The organism is Clostridioides sp. ES-S-0123-01, assembly GCF_020658415.1.
In the GTDB taxonomy this organism is placed as follows: domain Bacteria; phylum Bacillota; class Clostridia; order Peptostreptococcales; family Peptostreptococcaceae; genus Clostridioides.
Genome location: NZ_JACVWD010000006.1, coordinates 196863 through 215329, shown reverse-complemented (window position 1 = coordinate 215329; position 18467 = coordinate 196863). Strand labels below are relative to the sequence as shown.

The window sequence follows — 18467 nt, the reverse complement described above, 5'->3', positions numbered from 1 at the left end:
AACAATCTATATCTATAAATATCACATTTAACTCTTTTATATTCTCAATACTTCTTTATGGTTTATAAAAAGTATTGTGACTTACATAAATATTTACTTTGTTATCTATAAACTCATTATATTTATTTTCTAAATCATTTATTATATAGTACATTATGTAAGTTTTTACTCTTTTTTACTTACTAATGTTATATATCCTTTTGACTTACTATGTGTTATCTCTAAGTTACTTATATCATTTAACAGTAGTATATCCTTTGCATTTGAACAAGTCATTATTTCTCTATTTTTTATTAATTATTATTATATCATTAATAAAATTATAATTCATTGTTTAGAATTATTTTTCTGATGGTTTTTATGAGTCTTTACGAATACCTAATGCTCTTAATGGACCAAGTAACGACATTCTAGCAAGTATCAGTGCCATTTCATCAGGAGATTCTTTCATGTTTTTTTCAAGCCAATATTGAATTACACCTAAGTCTGCTGAAAGTATATATTGTATAAAATATTCTTCCGAAATTATTGCCTCATCTATGTTAAAATTTTTTAACTTTTGTTTCTCAAACAAATTGATTTCAATAAATTTTTTTATTTTTCTTTCAAAGGTAGGGTCACCTTTTGGACCTAAAATAGATTTAATAATTACTGAATTTTTTCTAAAATATTCAAAAAGCTTTACCATAAATGGAAGAGGTTCATTTGAGGCATCCATGTTCATCATGTTGACTGAATCAAGGTGCTTAGTCTCTTCTTCAATTTCCTGTATTATTTCATTTTCAATTTTCTCTAACAAGTCATACTTATCAACATAATGCAGGTAGAAGGTTCCTCTATTTATATCTGCCCTTTGAGTTAAGTCAGTAACTGATATATTGTTAAATCCTTTCTCATCAATTAACTCTGCTAATGCAGACCTAATCATTTTTTTAGTACGTATTGTTCTTCTATCAACAGATACTTTTTTCATGAATTATTTCCTCGCTCTATATAAATTTTTTTAATTTTAATTGACAATTTTATATTAAATGTTTATTACTTAACAATTTAAATATTATTGTTCATTGCATAAATCAATATACATATTATAATATACATATAGATTATTAATCAACAATGTGTTCATAAAAAATAGCAAATTGATTTGAAGTAAATGTTTAATATGACCTAAAATTTCGCCTTTATATGGATGCATTATGGGATATCTTAAGAATAGTATTAATGGAGGATAAAAATGAACAATTTAGATAAAAACAATGTTAATGAAGTTTTGGATATGCTATTAAGAACTCGAAGATCCATAAGAAGTTTTACAAAAGAAGTACCTTCAAAAGAACTGGTTGAAAAAATAATTGAAACTGGAAGACTTGCACCTTATGCAATACTTGCAGTAGCAAAACAAACAGATTTCAGACATTTCTTTGTTATCTCAAATAACAGTTTACAAATGGATAAAATAAAAACTATTCTTGTTGATGTTATTAAAACTCAAATATCAACCCATGAGAAGAAGGCTGAGAACGACATCGCTCTACAATCCTTCATTACTTCTTTAAAGATGCAAGTTAAAAAAGGGGTTCTTGGTGTAGGGTCAGCACCTTATCTTATTATTGTGGCAGAACGTCGTGGAATACCAGCCATAGAACAAAAGTCATTATCTCATGTTATGCAGAATATGTGGCTTAAAGCAACTGCTTTAGGATTAGGTTTTGAACTTGTTAGTGTAATAGGAAGATTAAGTAATAATAAAGATTTTTGCGATATTTTAGGAGTACCAACAGGTGAATATGGCTTTGATGCCTGTACAATCGGTTTCCCTACAACATCTGTAATTAAGGAAGGCAGAGCCATTCCTCATCCATCAATAAAATGGATATAATAAATAATATTGAAAACCAAATATTTATAAACTATTCTTACATATTTTTAATAATAGATGACATGCTGTTTCTCAGAGGAATCTATAATTTAACTGAGCCTAAGATAATCAAATTAATTACAAACAAAGAATAAATATAATAAAAGGACTTATAAATTATAAGTCCTTTTATTGAGCCTGAAATTAAATTCTTTTCCTTCAACCCTAGTAAATAACTTTCCTGTATTTCTTTTAAAGTATATGTATACCATCATAATCAATTATTTTTACTTTTGTTTGTGTCTTAGAATTAATCGTTCCTATGGCTCTCAATATATATTTATACTAATTCATACAATTCAATCTTACTTACATTAAGTTAATTTTTAAATAATTGGAGTATATTCAAAACTGCCTAAAGTATCTTTTAATTCCTTTTTTGCTTTATCTACAATAGATTCATCAAGCATTACATCATTTATTGAACATGCTATAGATTTTGATGCTAACAACATCGCTTTAAATCCCATGTCAGAACCTGCACTAGCGCAAGATTGCCATGTATGAGCAGAAATACCAATAGGCCAAACTGAACAAGAACATTGTGCTGTGGGAGTTATGTAACTAACATCTCCAATATCTAATGATAGTGATATACAGTTATTATGAGTAAAGGTATCATCTGTAACTTCATCATGTAGATTCATCTTAGTAATTTCCTTGTTTCCACTTAATACACTAGACACACTAATTCTTTTATCTATAGAAACTGTTTCAACTAATTTTTTTGCAAAATAGTAGTCATCTTCATCATACTTTTGTACTCCTATCAATTTCATGTTTTTTGATAAAACATCTGTTAATATTGTATTTGGAATATAGTCATATACTCCACTTACAATATTATATTCCATACTAGTACCAGTCATCAATGCTGCTCCTTTTGCTATATCAACAATTCTGTCAAATACATCTCTTACATGCTCCATTTTAACGCCTCTTATGTAATACCATACTTCTGCAAAGTCTGGAACTATGTTTGGCATTTTTCCACCATTAGTAGTTACATAATGAACTCTACAGCTATCAAATATATGCTCTCTTAAATAGTTACAGCCTATGTTCATAAGTTCCACTGCATCAAGTGCACTTCTTCCGTTATAAGGAGCTTGTGCTGCATGTGCGCTAACACCCTTGTATCTAAACTTTACAGAATAATTAGCAAGAGTTGGAATTCTTATTGGAGTGTTTATATCAAATGGATGCCAACTAAATGCACAATCAATTCCATTAAAGAAACCTTTTTTTATCATTAATACTTTTCCTGACAAATCTTCTTCTGCTGGACATCCATAATATTTTATAGTTCCTTTCAATTTTTTTAGTTTGATTAGTTCCTTTATTGCAATTACAACTCCTATTGAACCCGTACCAAGTAAATTATGTCCACAACCATGACCCGAACCACCATCTGAAATAGGTTCTTTTGTAATGGATACTTTTTGAGACAAACCATCTAATGCATCATATTCACCTAAAACTGCTATAACTGGCTTACTTTCTCCATAGCTAGCTACAAATGCTGTATCCATATCCTCTAATTCATCTACACTAAAATCATGTTTTTTTAAATATTCTTTTTGTAAGTTTGAAGCATAATATTCTTTATATTGAAGTTCTGGATTTTTCCATATTTTATCTGATATATCTCTTAACTCTCCTTGTATTTTATCTATATAATCCATTATAAATTTTTTATTTAAATCATTTATATTAACCATATTCTCCTCCATAAGACTAATAATTATATTATTTAATCATATAAAATAATTATTTTTTAAATAGCTTCTATATTATAATCATTTTATATAAGAAAACCTCTTGACTTGTAAATTATACTTTATCAAGTAAGAGGTCTTTTAAATTTATAAAATTTTTAGCATGTTAACCAATCAAGCATATTAACCCATAATTTATTATAATATTTCCAATCAGTAAATTCTCTTGGACCCCAATGAGGTGCACAATCAGAACTAAAGATAGCAGATTTTCCTTTTCCAAATTCGCCAACAGCTACAAATGGGTCTCCTCCAATAGTCGCTAGCACAGGACAATTATCTTTAGCTATTGTCTTATTATATCCTAAAAACTGTGGCCATTCCTTTGGTATATCTTTTAAAACTGGATGTTCAGAATCAACAACGACTGGAGTTATTCCTGCTGGTTTTTCAACCCTATCATCTTTATCTATCATTGTTATTGGCAATACATCTTTGATAGCAGTTTCTCCAAATCTAGCTTTTGCATCTATACCTGTAAATGACATATATCCACCTACCATGATTAATGCTCCACCGCTATTTACATACTCTTTAACTAACTCAAGTCTATCTGGTTTACTATTACAATCTATAAATGTACTATTAGATAATAAGAATGTATTAGAACCTATATCAGATAATATTATACAATCATACTCATTTAACTCTTCCAATTTATATGGAAAACTGTCTGCTGCTACATGTGCAGGCATATGAACTGCTTCATATCCTCCAGACTCTACTGCTTCTTTTAACCATTTTACTACTTCTTCATAATGTGTTGTAACAAATGTGTCAAATCCCTTTATATGAGTTATATTTTTTACCCACGATTCCCCTACTATTAATACTTTTTTCATCTATATATTCCTCCTACTTTTATAAGTTTAATATTAGACTGGCATACATAAGTATACTGTCTAAATACTCTTGAATTTCAACATACTCATCTGTTGAATGACATTGTTCTATTGAACCTGGCCCTAATATTAGTGTTGGGATTTTAGCTAAGTTTTTCATCAGTCTTGCATCATTTCCAGCCGTTGACCCCTTTATATTTAGCTTTCTTTCTAAGGTTTCTTCTAATATCTTTTGAGTATTAACTATAAATTCAGATTGCTTGTCCATCTCAAAACCTAATCCTGATTGATATATATTTATCTCTGGTTTATTATCTTTAAGCCACAAATCTCCATCAGCTCTTGTCATTATAACCTTAGTTATATCTTCCACAACTTGCTCATAACTCATTGTATTTGGCAAGAAATGTACACATAAATTAAATACACATTTATCTGGTACAGTAGAACCTGCTGTTCCACCATTTATTACGCCTAGATTTATTGTAGGTGGAGGTAATAAAGCATGTTTATACCTCATAAGCCAATTATGTTCTAACTCTTTTATATCTTGGAGTAATAACATTGCCTTTTCTATAGCATTTACACCTTCCCACTTACTTCCACAGTGGAGAGATACACCTTTAACTTCAACCTCAAAGAATACAAATCCCATATGTGCAATTATTATGTCCTTCTCTGATGGTTCACAAATTACACAGTAATCTCCATCAATTCCATTCATAACTGCATTTATAGTTCCATTTCCTCCGCCTTCTTCATCTACCACCGACATTACCTTTATATTGCCAGGTATATTTAAGCCACTATCTTTTATAAGTTTTACAGCTAATATTGAAGCCATTAGACCAGATTTCATATCTGCAGTTCCAAGTCCATAAAGCTTCCCTTTATCTTCTGTAGCACAATATGGATTATATCTCCATTTTTTTATATCACCAGGTGGCATAGTATCTACATGACCATTAAAAACTATTGTCTTACCAGGCAAATTATCACTGTACTTACATATTAAATTATATCTATCATCATAATTGTGACCTAGATTACCTTCTTTATATATGTCTTTTGCCTTTTTAATTAAATCTTCGCTCATTTCTTGCCTATTTACACTAAAACCTATGGAATTTGCAAGTTTTTCAATATATTCTTGACCTTCCTTTTCAAATCCACCTAGTATTCCATGACCTACATCTTCGGTTTTGATACTTACAAGCTCTTTTAAATAGTCTATATATTCTTTTTTATTGCTATTTAATGTATCTAAGAGAATTTTTTTCATATTTCCTCCCAAGATTTATTTTCACATTTAAGATTTCAAAGTTAATATCCTCTGCTTAAATTACAATCTTTCTTTTTATTTAATACCTATCCTTTTTATTTAGCACCTATGCAAAACTAATAATTCTTATAGCTTACTAGTTAAGTAATATTTATTATTTTACTTTAGCTGATTTTTTTAATTTTATGTTATTTATCCATATAGCAAATAACATTACCAAACCTTTTATAATCATCTGATTATATGAAGATACACTCAATAGGTTTAATCCATTTCCTAATATTCCTATTATTCCAACACCTATACATGTACCTACTATAGAACCAGAACCACCCATCATATTAGTACCTCCAAGCACAACTGCTGCTATAGCATCCAATTCGGCTCCATCTCCAACAGTTGGTGAACCTGATGCTAAACGTGAAGATAATATTATTCCAGCTAAAGCTGTTAATAATCCAGCTAAGGCATATACTTTAACTATGACTTTATTTACTTTTACTCCACATAGTCTAGCTGCTTCTTCATTCCCACCTACAGCATGTACATGGCGTCCAAAATCAGTTCTTTTTAAGAGAAAATGTCCTGCTATTACGACTATAATCATAATTATAACTGGTATTGGTATTGGTCCAACATATCCTCTACCAAGCATCTTAAATGCATCTGTGTTTACTGATATAGGTCTCCCTCCTGTAAACACAAAGCTTGCTCCACTTATTATTGTCAACATAGCTAAAGTTACGATAAATGGTGGTAATTTTTGTGTTGAAATAATTGCACCTTTTATGATACCTAGTATTGTTCCAATTGCTAATGCCAGTAACATACCCACCCATACAGGTGCATTGTAATTCACTACTGTTGTAGCCCAAAATGTACCTACTAAAGCAATTACTGCTCCTACACTTAAGTCTATTCCTCCTGTAATTATTACAAAAGTCATCCCTACTGCAAGAATTGCATTTATTGATATTTGTCTTCCAACATTAATTAAATTATCTAAAGTTAAAAAATTAGATGAAGCTACACTCATTATTATAAAAATTATTACAAGTCCTATAGCTGCACTCCCCTGGTCTTTAAATACACTTGTTAATTTTGATAATAATGGAGATGAAGCATTTTCTTTATGCTTAGTTATTGAACTCATTAATTTTACCTCCAAAAGCCAATTTTAATACATTATTTTCAACCATTTCTTCACCTTCTAAAAAGCCACTTATATGACCCTCTCTCATAACCATTATCCTGTCACTCATTGATATCAACTCTGGTATCTCTGAAGATATCATTATGATACTTACGCCATCCTCTACCAAGTCACCCATTAGATTGTATATCTCTGCTTTAGCATTTACATCTATACCTCTAGTCGGTTCATCCATAATTAATATGTCTGGTTGTAATAAAAGCCATCTGGCTATTATAGCTTTTTGTTGGTTACCACCACTTAAACTCTGTATAACCTGATTCATATGTGGAGTCTTTATTTTTAAAGCTTCTATGTATTTTTCTAAAACTTCTTTTTCTTTTTTTCTATCTATAACTGATTTAAATTTAGATACTTTCTTTAATCCTGCCATAGTTGTATTTTCTTTGACACTCATCTGTAAAAATAATCCAGTGCCTTTTCTATCTTCTGTTATCAACCCTAAACCATTTTCAATTGCATCCGATGGTGTTTTAAATTTAATTTCTTTATTATTTAAATATATTTTCCCAGAACTATATGTTCTAAGTCCAAATATAGCCTCTACGATTTCACTTCTCTTGCTTCCAACTAATCCACCTATTCCTAAAATTTCTCCTTTTCTTATATTAAAGCTGACATTATTAAAAACATTGTTTTTAGTTAGATTTTCTACCCTCATAATTTCTTCTTTGATTTCTACCTTTCTTTTAGGGAAAAATTGGTCTAATTTTCTATCTATCATTAAATTAACTAATTCTTCCTCAGATGATACTTCTTTGGTATTCAAAGTCGAAATCGTTTTCCCATCTCGCATTATAGTTATTCTGTCACAAATCTCAAAAAGTTCTTCCATTCTATGAGAAATATATATTATACTAACTCCACTACTCTTTAAATCATTTATAAGTCTAAAAAGTATCTCAGTTTCTTTTTTACTTATTGAAGATGTTGGCTCATCCATTATCAAGACCTTAGTTTCTGATGATAAAACTCTTGCTATTTCAACCATTTGCTTTTGAGCTATACTAAGTTCTTTGACTAAGCTACTTGGATTTATATCTATTCCCATATTGTCAAAAATCTTTTTAGATTCTTCATTCATTTTTTTATCATTAGTTAAGACCTTGCCATTTATTTCTTTTCCCATAAAAATATTTTGTGCTACTGTCAATTCATCAAATACTGTTAATTCTTGATATATGGCATTTATACCTATTTTTTTAGAAATATCTGGTGATATATTTTCTATCTCTTTTCCTTCAAAAATAAATTTACCAGCAGTCTTTGCATGTGCACCAGTTAAAATCTTTATCATTGTTGATTTACCAGCACCATTTTCACCCAGTAGTGCATGAACTTCGCCATGAAATAACTCAAAATTAACATTATCCAACGCCCTAACTCCAGGAAATTCCTTAGCAATATTACTTAACTTTAGAATTATATTACTCATAATGACACTCCTTTTTAGATAGGATTTCTTTTAAATAATCTTATTTTTTATTAATTCTTAAAGTCTTTTATATTTTCTTTATCATAAAGTAAGGCTGGTACTGGTATATTTTTCTCTATCTTTTCACCTTTTATAGCCTTTACTACTGCTTCTACTGCCAAACGTCCCATTTCTTTAGGTTGTTGCTGAATCATAGCAAGAACAGTTCCATCTGTTATTCCAGTTGCTGCTTCATCAGTTAAATCAAATCCTACAATCTTAACATCCTTATTTTTTGCAGATTCAAGTGCAGCTTTAGCTCCTAATACACTATTTTCAGCTGTTGCATATATTATATCTACATTTGGATTAGATTGAATTAAGTTTTCTACAGTATTAAGAGATTCTTCTCTATCATATCCTGGTTGTGAGTTTAATATTTTAACATTAGCTGAACCTTTTAATGCTTCTTTAAACCCATCTATTCTTTGCATTTGTATTTGAGATTTTAAATCTGTTACTATTGCAATTTCTGATTTTCCACCTAAGTTTTCATCTATATACTTTTTAGTGTATTCGCCTAATTTTTTACCAGCATCGTAACTAACTGTTCCAACATAACTTGTAATATTTTCAGTATTTAATACAGCATCTACTGTAACTACAGGCATTTTTTCAAATGCTCCCTCTACAGCTGGTACTATAGCTGAATTATCTGTTCCAAGTACTATCATTCCATCTACATCCTGTTGTATAAAATCTTCTATAGCTGATGTTTGCTTAGCTACATCTTGGTCTGGGTCATTTACTATGACTTTTACACCTAGTTCTTTAGCTTTTTCTTTTATCCCTTCATCAATGTCTATAAAAAATTGATGTTGAAGAGTTATTGTAGATACCCCTATAGTTAAATCTTTCTTAGCTGAATTATCCTTCTTTTCTGATTTACCTGGTCCATCCATTGAACATCCTGTTAACATTCCTACTGCTAGTGTTGCAACAATTCCTAAAGATAAAATTTTTCTCATAATTACCCTCCATTTTTAATAGTTTTAGATTTGAACAATTTTAATTTTTATTTATTAATATCTAAATATTTTTCAACATCTTCCCTATAAGGCATTCCAGATTGAGCACCTAATTTTGTTACAGATAGTCCTGACACTACTACAGCATACCCTACTGCTGTATATAAGTCTTTGCCTTCTGTTATAGCTACTGACAATGCTCCATTAAAAGTATCACCTGCCCCTGTAGTATCTTGAACATCAACATTTATACAAGACACATGTTTTACTTCTTTACCATCATAAAATCTAGCTCCATTTTTTCCTTCTGTTACTACAAGTTTATTTGGATGTTTTTTTAATACTTCTTCTATACTTTCCTCTGTGTCAAAAACTATCTTATATTCATGTTCATTTGGTGTTAAATAGGTTACTTTTTCTATTATATCTTCATCTAATCTTATTGCTGGTGCTGGATTTAATAAAACCTTTATATTATTTTCAAAACAGAAATTTACTACATATTTTATTGTTTCTAGTGGAATCTCTAACTGTAGTAATACTATATCTGCATTCTTTATCTCTTCTTCATTCTTTTTAATTAAGTTTATATCTACTAGTTCATTTGTTCCTGGCACAACAACAATACTATTATCATTTTCACATAGTGTTATGACAGCAACACCAGAACTTTTTTGATTATTTCTAGCTATCAAATTATAATCAACTTTATTCTCTTTAAAATTTCGTATCAATTCTTCGCCTAAGCTATCTTCCCCTACACAAGATATCATTTTTACATTTGCACCTAACTTAGATGCTGAAACTGCTTGGTTAGCACCTTTTCCCCCAGGTGATGTAAAAAAGCTATTACCTAGTATTGTTTCTCCTTTTTCTGGTCTTTTATCTACAGAACATACCATGTCCATATTTACACTTCCTATGACAACTATGTTTCCCATTACGTTACTCCTTTACATATCTATTTATGCTTTTCATGCTGTTAATTACTTTCTTTAGTTGAAGCTCTTATCACTAGTTCTGCCTTAAAAATTAATTCATCAAAGGATTCTTTCTTATCTCCTCTTAAACAATTTATTAATATTTCACTGGCTTTATATCCTATATCATAAGATGGTTGTCGTACTGTTGTAAGTGGAGGACTTATTAAACTAGAAGTTTGAATATCATCAAATCCCACAACGCTTACATCGTTTGGTATATTTAATCCTCTTTCTTGAAGACCTCTGATAACACCTATTGCAATTAAATCATTTGCACAAAATATCGCATTAAAATCTATCACTTCTAATTTTTTTATAAATTCTTGGCCCCATTCAATCTTATATTTTCCTTCAAATACATAATTAGAATTGTAATCTAAATTACACTCAGTTAAAGCTTTTTTATATCCTTCTAATCTATCTATTGCTATTTCATTTTGAAGTGGACCACTCAAGTATATTATTTTCTTATTTCCAATATCTAATAAATGTTTTGTAGCTATATATGCACCCTCAAAGTTATTTATTTTAACTATGCCTTTTAAGGTTTCTTTATTCATACTTATTTTCTTATCGATTAATACTGTTGGTATTTTTATATCTTTGTAATTTGCCTCTTTCCAGTTTGTATTTGATGATGCTGCAAATATAATTCCATCTATCATTCTTTCTGATAATGTTCTTATCCCTTCATATTCCTTTTTGGCATCTTCATCTGTATTACATAAAATTATATTATAACCTTCCTCATTAGCTTTATCTTCCACACCTCTTGATACATCTGTGAAAAATGGATTTCGTATATCTGGTATAAGAAGTCCTATTGTATTTGTTCTTTTAGTTACTAAACTTTGTGCTAATTTATTTGGAACATAATTTTTTTCCTTCATTATTTTTAAAATCTTTTCTCTTGTTGCTTGACTTATATTTTCATCTTTATTATTAATGACTTTTGATACAGTTGTTTTGGAAACACCAGCCAATTCGCCAATCTCTTTTATAGTTATACTCAAGAAGTTCACCCCCACAATTTAGGAAACCGTTTTACTTAACCGGTTACCTAGATACTATCATATCTTTTTTCGCTTTGCAACTACTTTATACAAATTTTGATATTTTTCTCATTTTTCATAATATTGCAATTTATAAATTCAAATTTAATATTTATATTAATATACAAAAAAAAATTAATATACTTTTATAATTATTTAAAAGTACATTAATTAATTTAAGTAATCTTTATTAAAGTTCAAGTCCTTGTTCTATAATCATTTTTTTATCATTTTCAATTCCATTTCCTACAGTTGTTAAATAATCACCTACAATTGCAGAATTTACACCACCATTAAATCCAATTTTGTCATACCCTTTTAAAGATAGCCTTCCACCAGCATATCTTATGTATACATTAGGAATTATAAATCTAAATACTGCTGTTGTTTTTAATATTTCCATAGGCTCTAATACATCATAATTTTCCATAGGAGTATTCTTAATAGGGTTTAAAATATTTATTGGAATTGATTTGGTATTTAATTCTCGTATTTCAAAAGCCATTTGTAGTCTTTGTTCTTTACTTTCATTCATCCCAATGATTCCACCTACACATACATCTAATCCAGCCCTTTTAGCTTCTTTAATTGTTCTTATTCTGTCTTGATAAGTATGTGTTGTACATATATTATCAAAATTATCTTTAGATGTCTCGACATTATGATGATATGTAGTCACACCTACTAATTTTAGCTTTTTAGCTTGCTCATAATCTATAATTCCTAGAGATGCACATAATTTTAAATTAGTATTTTCTCTTAATCCTTCATAGATATTTAAAATATCATTAAACTCTTTTCCTGTCATACCTTTACCACTTGCAACTAAAGAGAATCTATGTACTCCTTTACTTTCCATTTCTTTAGCTCTCTTTAAAATCTCATTATAATCTAGTAATGAATATTCTTCTATCCCAGTTTTATAATGAGATGATTGTGCACAAAATTTACAGTCTTCACTACATTTGCCAGACTTAGCATTCATTATTGTACATAAATCTACTTTTCTTCCCATAAAATATTCTCTTATTTCATTTGCAGATTTTAATAAGATATCAAAATTGTTTTTGTTATTAGTGTCAATACTTATTAAATTAAGAGCTTCTTCATAATTTATTTCTTTTCCACTCAATATTTTATTTTTTAATTTGACTATGTATTTTTCCATATATCCTCCTATTTGTCAACTTATATTCTTTATATAGTTTACTTATTATATATAGTATTACATAGACAACATTTATTGGTCAACTTTATTTTATATATAGGTTTACTATTACGAAAAAAAATACTGTTCTAAAATAGTATTTGTATAATATCTTATACGTATCATTATTAAAACAGTATTTTTTATTAAAGAATCATTCTTATTAATTTATAAAACTATTCTTGTCTTAACTCCATCCAAGCTTTCCATTGTAACAACCTCTAAGCCTTCATACTCTCTAAATAGCCATTTTAAATCCTTCATAGCTTGATTAACCTGACTTTTTGTTAGATTATTTATAAAATATTCTTTTCTAGTTTCCTCATACTCTTTGCTAGTTAAAAAGTTTCTTAGAAAATTAAATGCAAATACACTTGGAATATTGTTTACATTAGCTTTCTTGCTATTTTCTTTCTCATAGTAAATTTTCATAAATGCATACTCCTTTGATACTTTTAAATTTCTCTTACAATAATTATATGCATTTAAGTCCTACTATTCTTATAATTTTATTAATTCATATTCTTTATTTCCCATTCCCATTTCACACGCATAGTCTATTATTCTAGTTCCATTTACATGAGGATGCTCATGTTTAAACACATCATGACCCATTTCCTTACAAACCAAATCATAGCATGCTTGTTCAATAGCTACTGGGTCTGTTGATGCTAATATTCCTATATCATGTGCAATCGGTCTACCTGACCAAGGCACACAATCACAAAGTGGAGTCACATTCATAACAAAAGTTATATATCCTACCTTATCTTTTTTGTTTGATACTGCTCCATAAGCGTATTCTGCCATCTTTTCAACAAATACATCTGAGTCACTTTCCCATTGTATAGTTACTGCTCTAGTTGGACAGACAGTTGGACATTCTCCACATCCATAACACACATCAGAATCTATAATCGCCTTCTTATCTACTATACTTATAGCTTTTGTAGGACAAGAATTAACACATTTTCCACATCCTACACACTTCTTCTCTTTTACTACTGGTGTAACATCAGAATGTTGCATTTGCTTTCCTGCTGCACTTGCACACCCCATAGCTAAATTTTTTAATGCTCCTCCAAAACCTGCTGCTTCATGACCTTTAAAATGACTCATTACTATCATTGCAGAAGAATTATAAATTTCGCCACCTATTTTCACACTTTCAAAATGTTTTTTATCTATTTGTACATTTTCATAATTTCTACTGTACAATCCATCTGCAATTATTACTGGTGCATTTACCACTGCATAGGCAAAACCATTTTCTATAGCTGTTGTAAGATGGTCTACAGAATTTGTTCTACTCCCTGTATATAATGTATTTGTATCTGTTAAAAATGGCTTTCCTTCACAATCTTTAATCTTATCAACCACTTGTCTAACTGCTACAGGACTCATATATGTAGTATTTCCTTTTTCTCCAAAGTGAAGTTTGATTGCTACTTGGTCATTCTTTTCTATTAAATCTTTGAATCCTGCTGTATCAAATAATCTTCTTACATTGTTTGGCACATTTTTATTTTGCGAATTTGAGTATAAGTCACAAAAATATACTTTTGACTTTTCCATATCTACACCCCTTTAAAATATTTACTTGAATTAATTTTATCACTTTTAAAGTAATTTTTTAGTATATTTTACCACAATTAAAGATTCTTATCTTTATTTAATAAAAACAATATTATTTTAACTCCTTACTACATTTTTTTAATTCTTTACTAGTTTAGGCTCTATATACTATAGCATATCTTAAATAACCTATAATCACTAGATTATAATCTATCTCCTTTTTTATTTTTAAACAATTCCTTAAGCTAATAATTTAATTATTATAAAATATAATGAGTACGACTAAAACAAAAAAAGACTTGAAACTTAAGTTCAAGTCTTTTTTACTTAGATATATTCTTATATATTACTAAGTATATTTTTACACAATACAGTGCTATTTACATTTATAATAAAGATATCATTAAACTGGTTTTTTATTAAATAAAATAACAGCTGATAACAGACACACTATTGAAATAATGATTGTTACAATGATTGGAATAATAAATTCTGGAGCCGTCACTTTCCCTGAAATCAAATCTATATTTTTTGATAATATGAAATTAGGCGTATAAGGTGCAACCTGTTTAGGAATAGAAATTAAACTCAAAACAAGAGTTACTACTAATACAAGTAATACACTTGCAAATGCTGGTCTAAATAGTACACATCCAAGAATTAATATAGTAATATACATAATACCAATTATCCATAAGTTAAATGCTGAAAATACAACATGATTAAGATTTGCAGTTGGCCAAAAATACATTGTATAACCATAAGTACATAAAAAGCTCAGCCAGAAACCAATGGTCATAATAATTACTGAAATAGAAAATTTAGACAATACTACAGACGAACGTGACAATCCTTTAGTCAACATAATGACAAGTGTCCCTTTAGAATATTCGTTTGATAAAATATTACAAAAAATAATTAGAGTTAAACTCATTCCAAGACCAGAAATATTGCCAGAAAACTGTGTCCAAGAATCTAAAGCAGTTGGTAGAGCAGTAACTTTTAAAGTTGGGGCAAAATGAGCAATCAAGTCTGGCATAAATTTAGCAGAAAGAGGACTCATTATTCCAAATATTAAAAATAAAATAATCAAACTAAATAATTTATAATTTCTTACGTTCTCTACAAATTCTTTTTTTGTAAATGCTATGTATTCTCTCACTTTACTACCTCCAAAAATAAATTTTCAAGTGACAATTCTATTAATTCCATCTTTATTGGACAAAGATTCATTTCTGCAAGTGTAGATATGGCTGTTTGTTGTATTGATTTTATATCTTTACCATGGAAAATAATTTCCATATTAGTCTCTTCTGAATCTTTAAGTAAGGATTTAATGCTACTACTAGACTTAAATGCTTGGATTTCATCATTACTTGAAAACTCCAATAAAAGTCTATCTTTTCCGTGCATACTTTTTATTTCTGAAAGTGTACCACTAAGAGCAATGCTTCCGTTATTTAATATAGCTACATGGTCACAAATTCTTTCAACATCAGACAGTATATGTGTTGAAAATATTACAGTTGTTGAGTCTTTGATTTTAAACATAATATCTAATATTTCTTTTCTCCCAACAGGGTCAAGTGCGCTTGTTGGTTCATCACAAATAAGTAATTTAGGGCGTGAAAGTAATGCTTGAGCTATCCCAAGACGTTGCTTCATTCCACGAGAAAATCCACCTATTCGTTTCTTTTCATTTCCAAGTCCCACAAGTGTCAACAACTCTTCACTTCTTAACTTTATTTCTTGTTTTGAAAGCCCTGTGATTTCTCCACAAAGAGAAAGATATTCAAGTGGTCTCATATAGTTATAAAACTCTGGAACATCAGGTAGATAACCTACATGGCGATTAGAACTTGTTCTTCCATAAGTCACCTTCTCACCAAAAACATTTATAGTTCCACTATCTGCTTCAATTAACCCAAGCACCATTTTCATTGTTGTAGTCTTGCCTGCACCATTCTTACCTACAAATCCAAATACTGACCCTTCTGGTACAGTAAGATTTAGCTTATCTATTATCTTTCGATTACCAAAACTTTTTGATAACCCATTTATTGAAACAATATTCATCATTCATCACCTCTTCCTATAGTGAAATATAAAATTGGACCTATTATACTTATAAATAGCACTAAAATAATCCATATTGCCTTATTACCAATTTTATAATTTGGATGTTTTATTATATGAATAAGTGCAGTAATTACAAGTATTAAATTTAAAATAATAACAGGAAGTAAAAGTGGTAGATATTCCATTAAATTTTCCATAATCTTATTCCTCCAATAAAGATAATTTTTCTATAAGAAATCTGTATTCTTTGTTCTCATTTAATACAGAGAACATAGGATTATTCTTAATAGCAGCAACAATACCTGCCTTTACAATTGTATCATCACGTGTAATACCTGTTCCAATCTCAGAAATCCAGCAATCAATATGATTAAAAAAGTCATCACTATGTAGCATAATTGGATATATATCACTTATTGCCAAATCTACATATCTTTGTAACGACTTAATAGCTCCTTTAGTATTTCCATGTATTAAATTCATTTGTATCTGAGTCAAATATACAGAAAACATAACACCAGGAGATAATTCATTAAGGTCAAATGTATCTGAAATTATTAAAATACGTCTTTCTATTTCTTCAATTTGTGATTTATCTGAGTTTTGCAGAAGTCCCACTAAATCTTGAACTAATAATGTAAGATTCTGATATGCTCCAATCTGTAACGTTTCATTAGCTTCATTAGTTTGACCATTCATCATTTGTCCCTGTGCAAGAAGTATGCTTTCATTTACCATGGGAAAATTGCTATCTTGAAATAAATCAATAACTTCTATAGGTTGATTTAACAAGATATAACAAGTTGCCTCCATACCTTTTGACTGACGACAAATTTCTATATCATCACTTGTTTCTCGTATTCGAATAAAAATTTCTAATGCTTCACTAATTAATAGTTCACGTTTTTCTTCATCTACAAGGTCATAATGATTAATTATCAAAATACCCATCTGATAAATCAAAGGAAAGCATGAATAATATTTTTTTATGGTTTCTCTTATTTCATCCATAACTTCATCAAATGGTTTAACAGTAAAATCTTTACACAATCGCTGATATAGTTTATTAATATCTTCCTTAATCATTTGTGGTTCGTAGCAAATTAATTCATCAACTGTAATGTTGAAATATGTCGCGAGTTGTGGTAAAAAAGTGATATCAGGATAACTTTGCCCAGTTTCCCATTTAGACACAGAAGCTTTAGAGATACCTATATAATTTGCAAGTTCATCTTGTGTAATTCCTTTTTCTTTACGCTTTAAAATTAGTGTTTTTGCAATGTTTAATTCATTCATATCAACGCCTCCTTTGTATAATTATATCCTTAAATACATAAACCTAACAAGCGATTTGAAGTTGACTTTTGATGAAAAAATCAACCATAGAGAAACAAATAAGCAGGTATCTTAGATACCTGCTTAAATATATTTTTAAATTCAATTTATATAATTTTTTATTTATTCCAATCATTTCCACATTTTTATACAAAACCACATATGAATATATCCAAATATATTTTTTATTTATCATGTTTTTTAAACGTCTTGTATAAAATATCTTTTAATATGAGTACATTATTCTCATTGCTCATCCTGTATTCCTTTTCAAATCTTGAATATAATTCTTCAATAGCTATTTGATACTTTTCTATCCCTTCTATGTCAACATATGTTTCTAAAATAGGATACTTAGAGCTCCATGCTTTTGTCCAGTCAACATCCTTACTAATATTATCAGTTACATCTTTAGAACATAAATTACTTTCATCGATTAAGTAATCATAAGTAATATTAAATAGCTTTGATATATTTTTTATATTTTCTAAGTCTGGCTTAGCTTGCCCTAATTCCCACTTGCTAATAGTTTGTCTAGATACATTTAGTCTTTCAGCCAACAATTCTTGAGAATAATTATATTTCTTTCTTAGTTTTGTAATCTTGTCTCCTAAATTCATATATTAAACTCCTTTCAAGGTAAAAATAATTATATTTCAATTATAAAGTATTAAACTCAATGATTCTACAAAGCAAAGTTTGAAATATGTAAACTTTAATTTACATACATGATGAATCATTCTATATGAACAATACTA

Annotated in this window: 18 protein-coding genes; 1 reads left to right on the top strand and 17 read right to left on the bottom strand. The window is 29.0% G+C overall.

Going from position 1 to position 18467, the window contains the following annotated elements; all coding sequences use genetic code 11:
* Nucleotides 1-358: 358 nt before the first annotated feature.
* Nucleotides 359-973 carry a TetR/AcrR family transcriptional regulator C-terminal domain-containing protein gene (locus IC175_RS15800; RefSeq protein WP_227851714.1) on the bottom strand — a complete coding sequence of 205 codons (615 nt, stop codon included), beginning with the start codon at nucleotides 971-973 and terminating at the stop codon, nucleotides 359-361.
* 306 nt (nucleotides 974-1279) lie between these two features.
* Between IC175_RS15800 and IC175_RS15795 the strand changes: the two genes are divergently transcribed.
* Nucleotides 1280-1882 (top strand): nitroreductase family protein, encoded by a 603-nt coding sequence (locus IC175_RS15795; RefSeq protein WP_227851713.1) that lies wholly within the window; start codon nucleotides 1280-1282, stop codon nucleotides 1880-1882.
* Between the two features lie 365 nt (nucleotides 1883-2247).
* Here IC175_RS15795 and IC175_RS15790 read toward each other — a convergent pair whose 3' ends face one another.
* The 16 genes from IC175_RS15790 to IC175_RS15715 form a co-directional block, all read right to left on the bottom strand.
* Nucleotides 2248-3633, bottom strand: coding sequence for a M20 family metallopeptidase (locus IC175_RS15790; RefSeq protein ID WP_413926675.1), 1386 nt, complete (start codon nucleotides 3631-3633; stop codon nucleotides 2248-2250).
* A 164-nt stretch (nucleotides 3634-3797) separates the two neighbouring features.
* The gene (locus IC175_RS15785; protein ID WP_227851711.1) at nucleotides 3798-4541 is read right to left on the bottom strand and encodes a glutamine amidotransferase; all 744 of its coding nucleotides are present in this window, start codon (nucleotides 4539-4541) and stop codon (nucleotides 3798-3800) included.
* Between the two features lie 19 nt (nucleotides 4542-4560).
* The gene (locus IC175_RS15780) at nucleotides 4561-5823 is read right to left on the bottom strand and encodes a M20 family metallopeptidase (RefSeq protein ID WP_227851710.1); all 1263 of its coding nucleotides are present in this window, start codon (nucleotides 5821-5823) and stop codon (nucleotides 4561-4563) included.
* 154 nt (nucleotides 5824-5977) lie between these two features.
* A complete protein-coding gene (locus tag IC175_RS15775) occupies nucleotides 5978-6976 on the bottom strand; it encodes an ABC transporter permease (RefSeq protein ID WP_227434716.1) in 999 nt (332 codons plus the stop codon).
* A complete protein-coding gene (locus IC175_RS15770; protein WP_227434715.1) occupies nucleotides 6960-8471 on the bottom strand; it encodes a sugar ABC transporter ATP-binding protein in 1512 nt (503 codons plus the stop codon). The genes IC175_RS15775 and IC175_RS15770 overlap by 17 nt, the downstream gene beginning before the upstream one ends.
* Before the next feature lie 50 nt (nucleotides 8472-8521).
* Nucleotides 8522-9478: a substrate-binding domain-containing protein gene (locus IC175_RS15765; protein ID WP_227836501.1), complete on the bottom strand. Its 957-nt coding sequence runs from the start codon at nucleotides 9476-9478 to the stop codon at nucleotides 8522-8524.
* A gap of 47 nt (nucleotides 9479-9525) precedes the next feature.
* Nucleotides 9526-10419, bottom strand: a complete 894-nt coding sequence (gene rbsK / locus IC175_RS15760; protein ID WP_227434713.1) for a ribokinase — start codon at nucleotides 10417-10419, stop codon at nucleotides 9526-9528.
* Between the two features lie 41 nt (nucleotides 10420-10460).
* On the bottom strand, nucleotides 10461-11483 hold the full coding sequence (locus IC175_RS15755; RefSeq protein ID WP_227434712.1) for a LacI family DNA-binding transcriptional regulator: 1023 nt from the start codon (nucleotides 11481-11483) through the stop codon (nucleotides 10461-10463).
* Nucleotides 11484-11703: 220 nt separating this feature from the next.
* Nucleotides 11704-12681, bottom strand: a complete 978-nt coding sequence (bioB, locus tag IC175_RS15750) for a biotin synthase BioB (protein WP_227851709.1) — start codon at nucleotides 12679-12681, stop codon at nucleotides 11704-11706.
* 207 nt (nucleotides 12682-12888) lie between these two features.
* Entirely contained in the window at nucleotides 12889-13152 is a 264-nt protein-coding gene (locus tag IC175_RS15745) for a hypothetical protein (RefSeq protein WP_021382847.1), read from the bottom strand.
* A 69-nt stretch (nucleotides 13153-13221) separates the two neighbouring features.
* A complete protein-coding gene (locus IC175_RS15740; RefSeq protein WP_227434710.1) occupies nucleotides 13222-14295 on the bottom strand; it encodes a DUF362 domain-containing protein in 1074 nt (357 codons plus the stop codon).
* Between the two features lie 403 nt (nucleotides 14296-14698).
* Nucleotides 14699-15457 (bottom strand): ABC transporter permease, encoded by a 759-nt coding sequence (locus IC175_RS15735; protein WP_227836499.1) that lies wholly within the window; start codon nucleotides 15455-15457, stop codon nucleotides 14699-14701.
* Nucleotides 15454-16374, bottom strand: a complete 921-nt coding sequence (locus IC175_RS15730; protein ID WP_413927252.1) for an ABC transporter ATP-binding protein — start codon at nucleotides 16372-16374, stop codon at nucleotides 15454-15456. Before IC175_RS15730 ends, IC175_RS15735 begins: the two co-directional genes overlap by 4 nt.
* Nucleotides 16371-16571 carry a PLD nuclease N-terminal domain-containing protein gene (locus IC175_RS15725; protein ID WP_227434707.1) on the bottom strand — a complete coding sequence of 67 codons (201 nt, stop codon included), beginning with the start codon at nucleotides 16569-16571 and terminating at the stop codon, nucleotides 16371-16373. Before IC175_RS15725 ends, IC175_RS15730 begins: the two co-directional genes overlap by 4 nt.
* A gap of 4 nt (nucleotides 16572-16575) precedes the next feature.
* Complete coding sequence (locus IC175_RS15720) at nucleotides 16576-17670, bottom strand: helix-turn-helix domain-containing protein (RefSeq protein WP_227434706.1); 1095 nt, start codon at nucleotides 17668-17670, stop codon at nucleotides 16576-16578.
* A 224-nt stretch (nucleotides 17671-17894) separates the two neighbouring features.
* Nucleotides 17895-18329 carry a helix-turn-helix domain-containing protein gene (locus IC175_RS15715; RefSeq protein WP_227831398.1) on the bottom strand — a complete coding sequence of 145 codons (435 nt, stop codon included), beginning with the start codon at nucleotides 18327-18329 and terminating at the stop codon, nucleotides 17895-17897.
* Nucleotides 18330-18467 lie beyond the last annotated feature (138 nt).

What these genes read in the sequence shown, in the direction of transcription:
- IC175_RS15800 (WP_227851714.1), bottom strand. Translation starts at nt 973, where the DNA reads ATGAAAAAAGTATCTGTTGATAGAAGAACAATACGTACTAAAAAAATG.
- IC175_RS15795 (WP_227851713.1), top strand. Translation starts at nt 1,280, where the DNA reads ATGCTATTAAGAACTCGAAGATCCATAAGAAGTTTTACAAAAGAAGTA.
- IC175_RS15785 (WP_227851711.1), bottom strand. Translation starts at nt 4,541, where the DNA reads ATGAAAAAAGTATTAATAGTAGGGGAATCGTGGGTAAAAAATATAACT.
- IC175_RS15780 (WP_227851710.1), bottom strand. Translation starts at nt 5,823, where the DNA reads ATGAAAAAAATTCTCTTAGATACATTAAATAGCAATAAAAAAGAATAT.
- IC175_RS15775 (WP_227434716.1), bottom strand. Translation starts at nt 6,976, where the DNA reads ATGAGTTCAATAACTAAGCATAAAGAAAATGCTTCATCTCCATTATTA.
- IC175_RS15770 (WP_227434715.1), bottom strand. Translation starts at nt 8,471, where the DNA reads ATGAGTAATATAATTCTAAAGTTAAGTAATATTGCTAAGGAATTTCCT.
- IC175_RS15765 (WP_227836501.1), bottom strand. Translation starts at nt 9,478, where the DNA reads ATGAGAAAAATTTTATCTTTAGGAATTGTTGCAACACTAGCAGTAGGA.
- rbsK (WP_227434713.1), bottom strand. Translation starts at nt 10,419, where the DNA reads ATGGGAAACATAGTTGTCATAGGAAGTGTAAATATGGACATGGTATGT.
- bioB (WP_227851709.1), bottom strand. Translation starts at nt 12,681, where the DNA reads ATGGAAAAATACATAGTCAAATTAAAAAATAAAATATTGAGTGGAAAA.
- IC175_RS15745 (WP_021382847.1), bottom strand. Translation starts at nt 13,152, where the DNA reads ATGAAAATTTACTATGAGAAAGAAAATAGCAAGAAAGCTAATGTAAAC.
- IC175_RS15740 (WP_227434710.1), bottom strand. Translation starts at nt 14,295, where the DNA reads ATGGAAAAGTCAAAAGTATATTTTTGTGACTTATACTCAAATTCGCAA.
- IC175_RS15730 (WP_413927252.1), bottom strand. Translation starts at nt 16,374, where the DNA reads ATGATGAATATTGTTTCAATAAATGGGTTATCAAAAAGTTTTGGTAAT.
- IC175_RS15725 (WP_227434707.1), bottom strand. Translation starts at nt 16,571, where the DNA reads ATGGAAAATTTAATGGAATATCTACCACTTTTACTTCCTGTTATTATT.
- IC175_RS15720 (WP_227434706.1), bottom strand. Translation starts at nt 17,670, where the DNA reads ATGAATGAATTAAACATTGCAAAAACACTAATTTTAAAGCGTAAAGAA.
- IC175_RS15715 (WP_227831398.1), bottom strand. Translation starts at nt 18,329, where the DNA reads ATGAATTTAGGAGACAAGATTACAAAACTAAGAAAGAAATATAATTAT.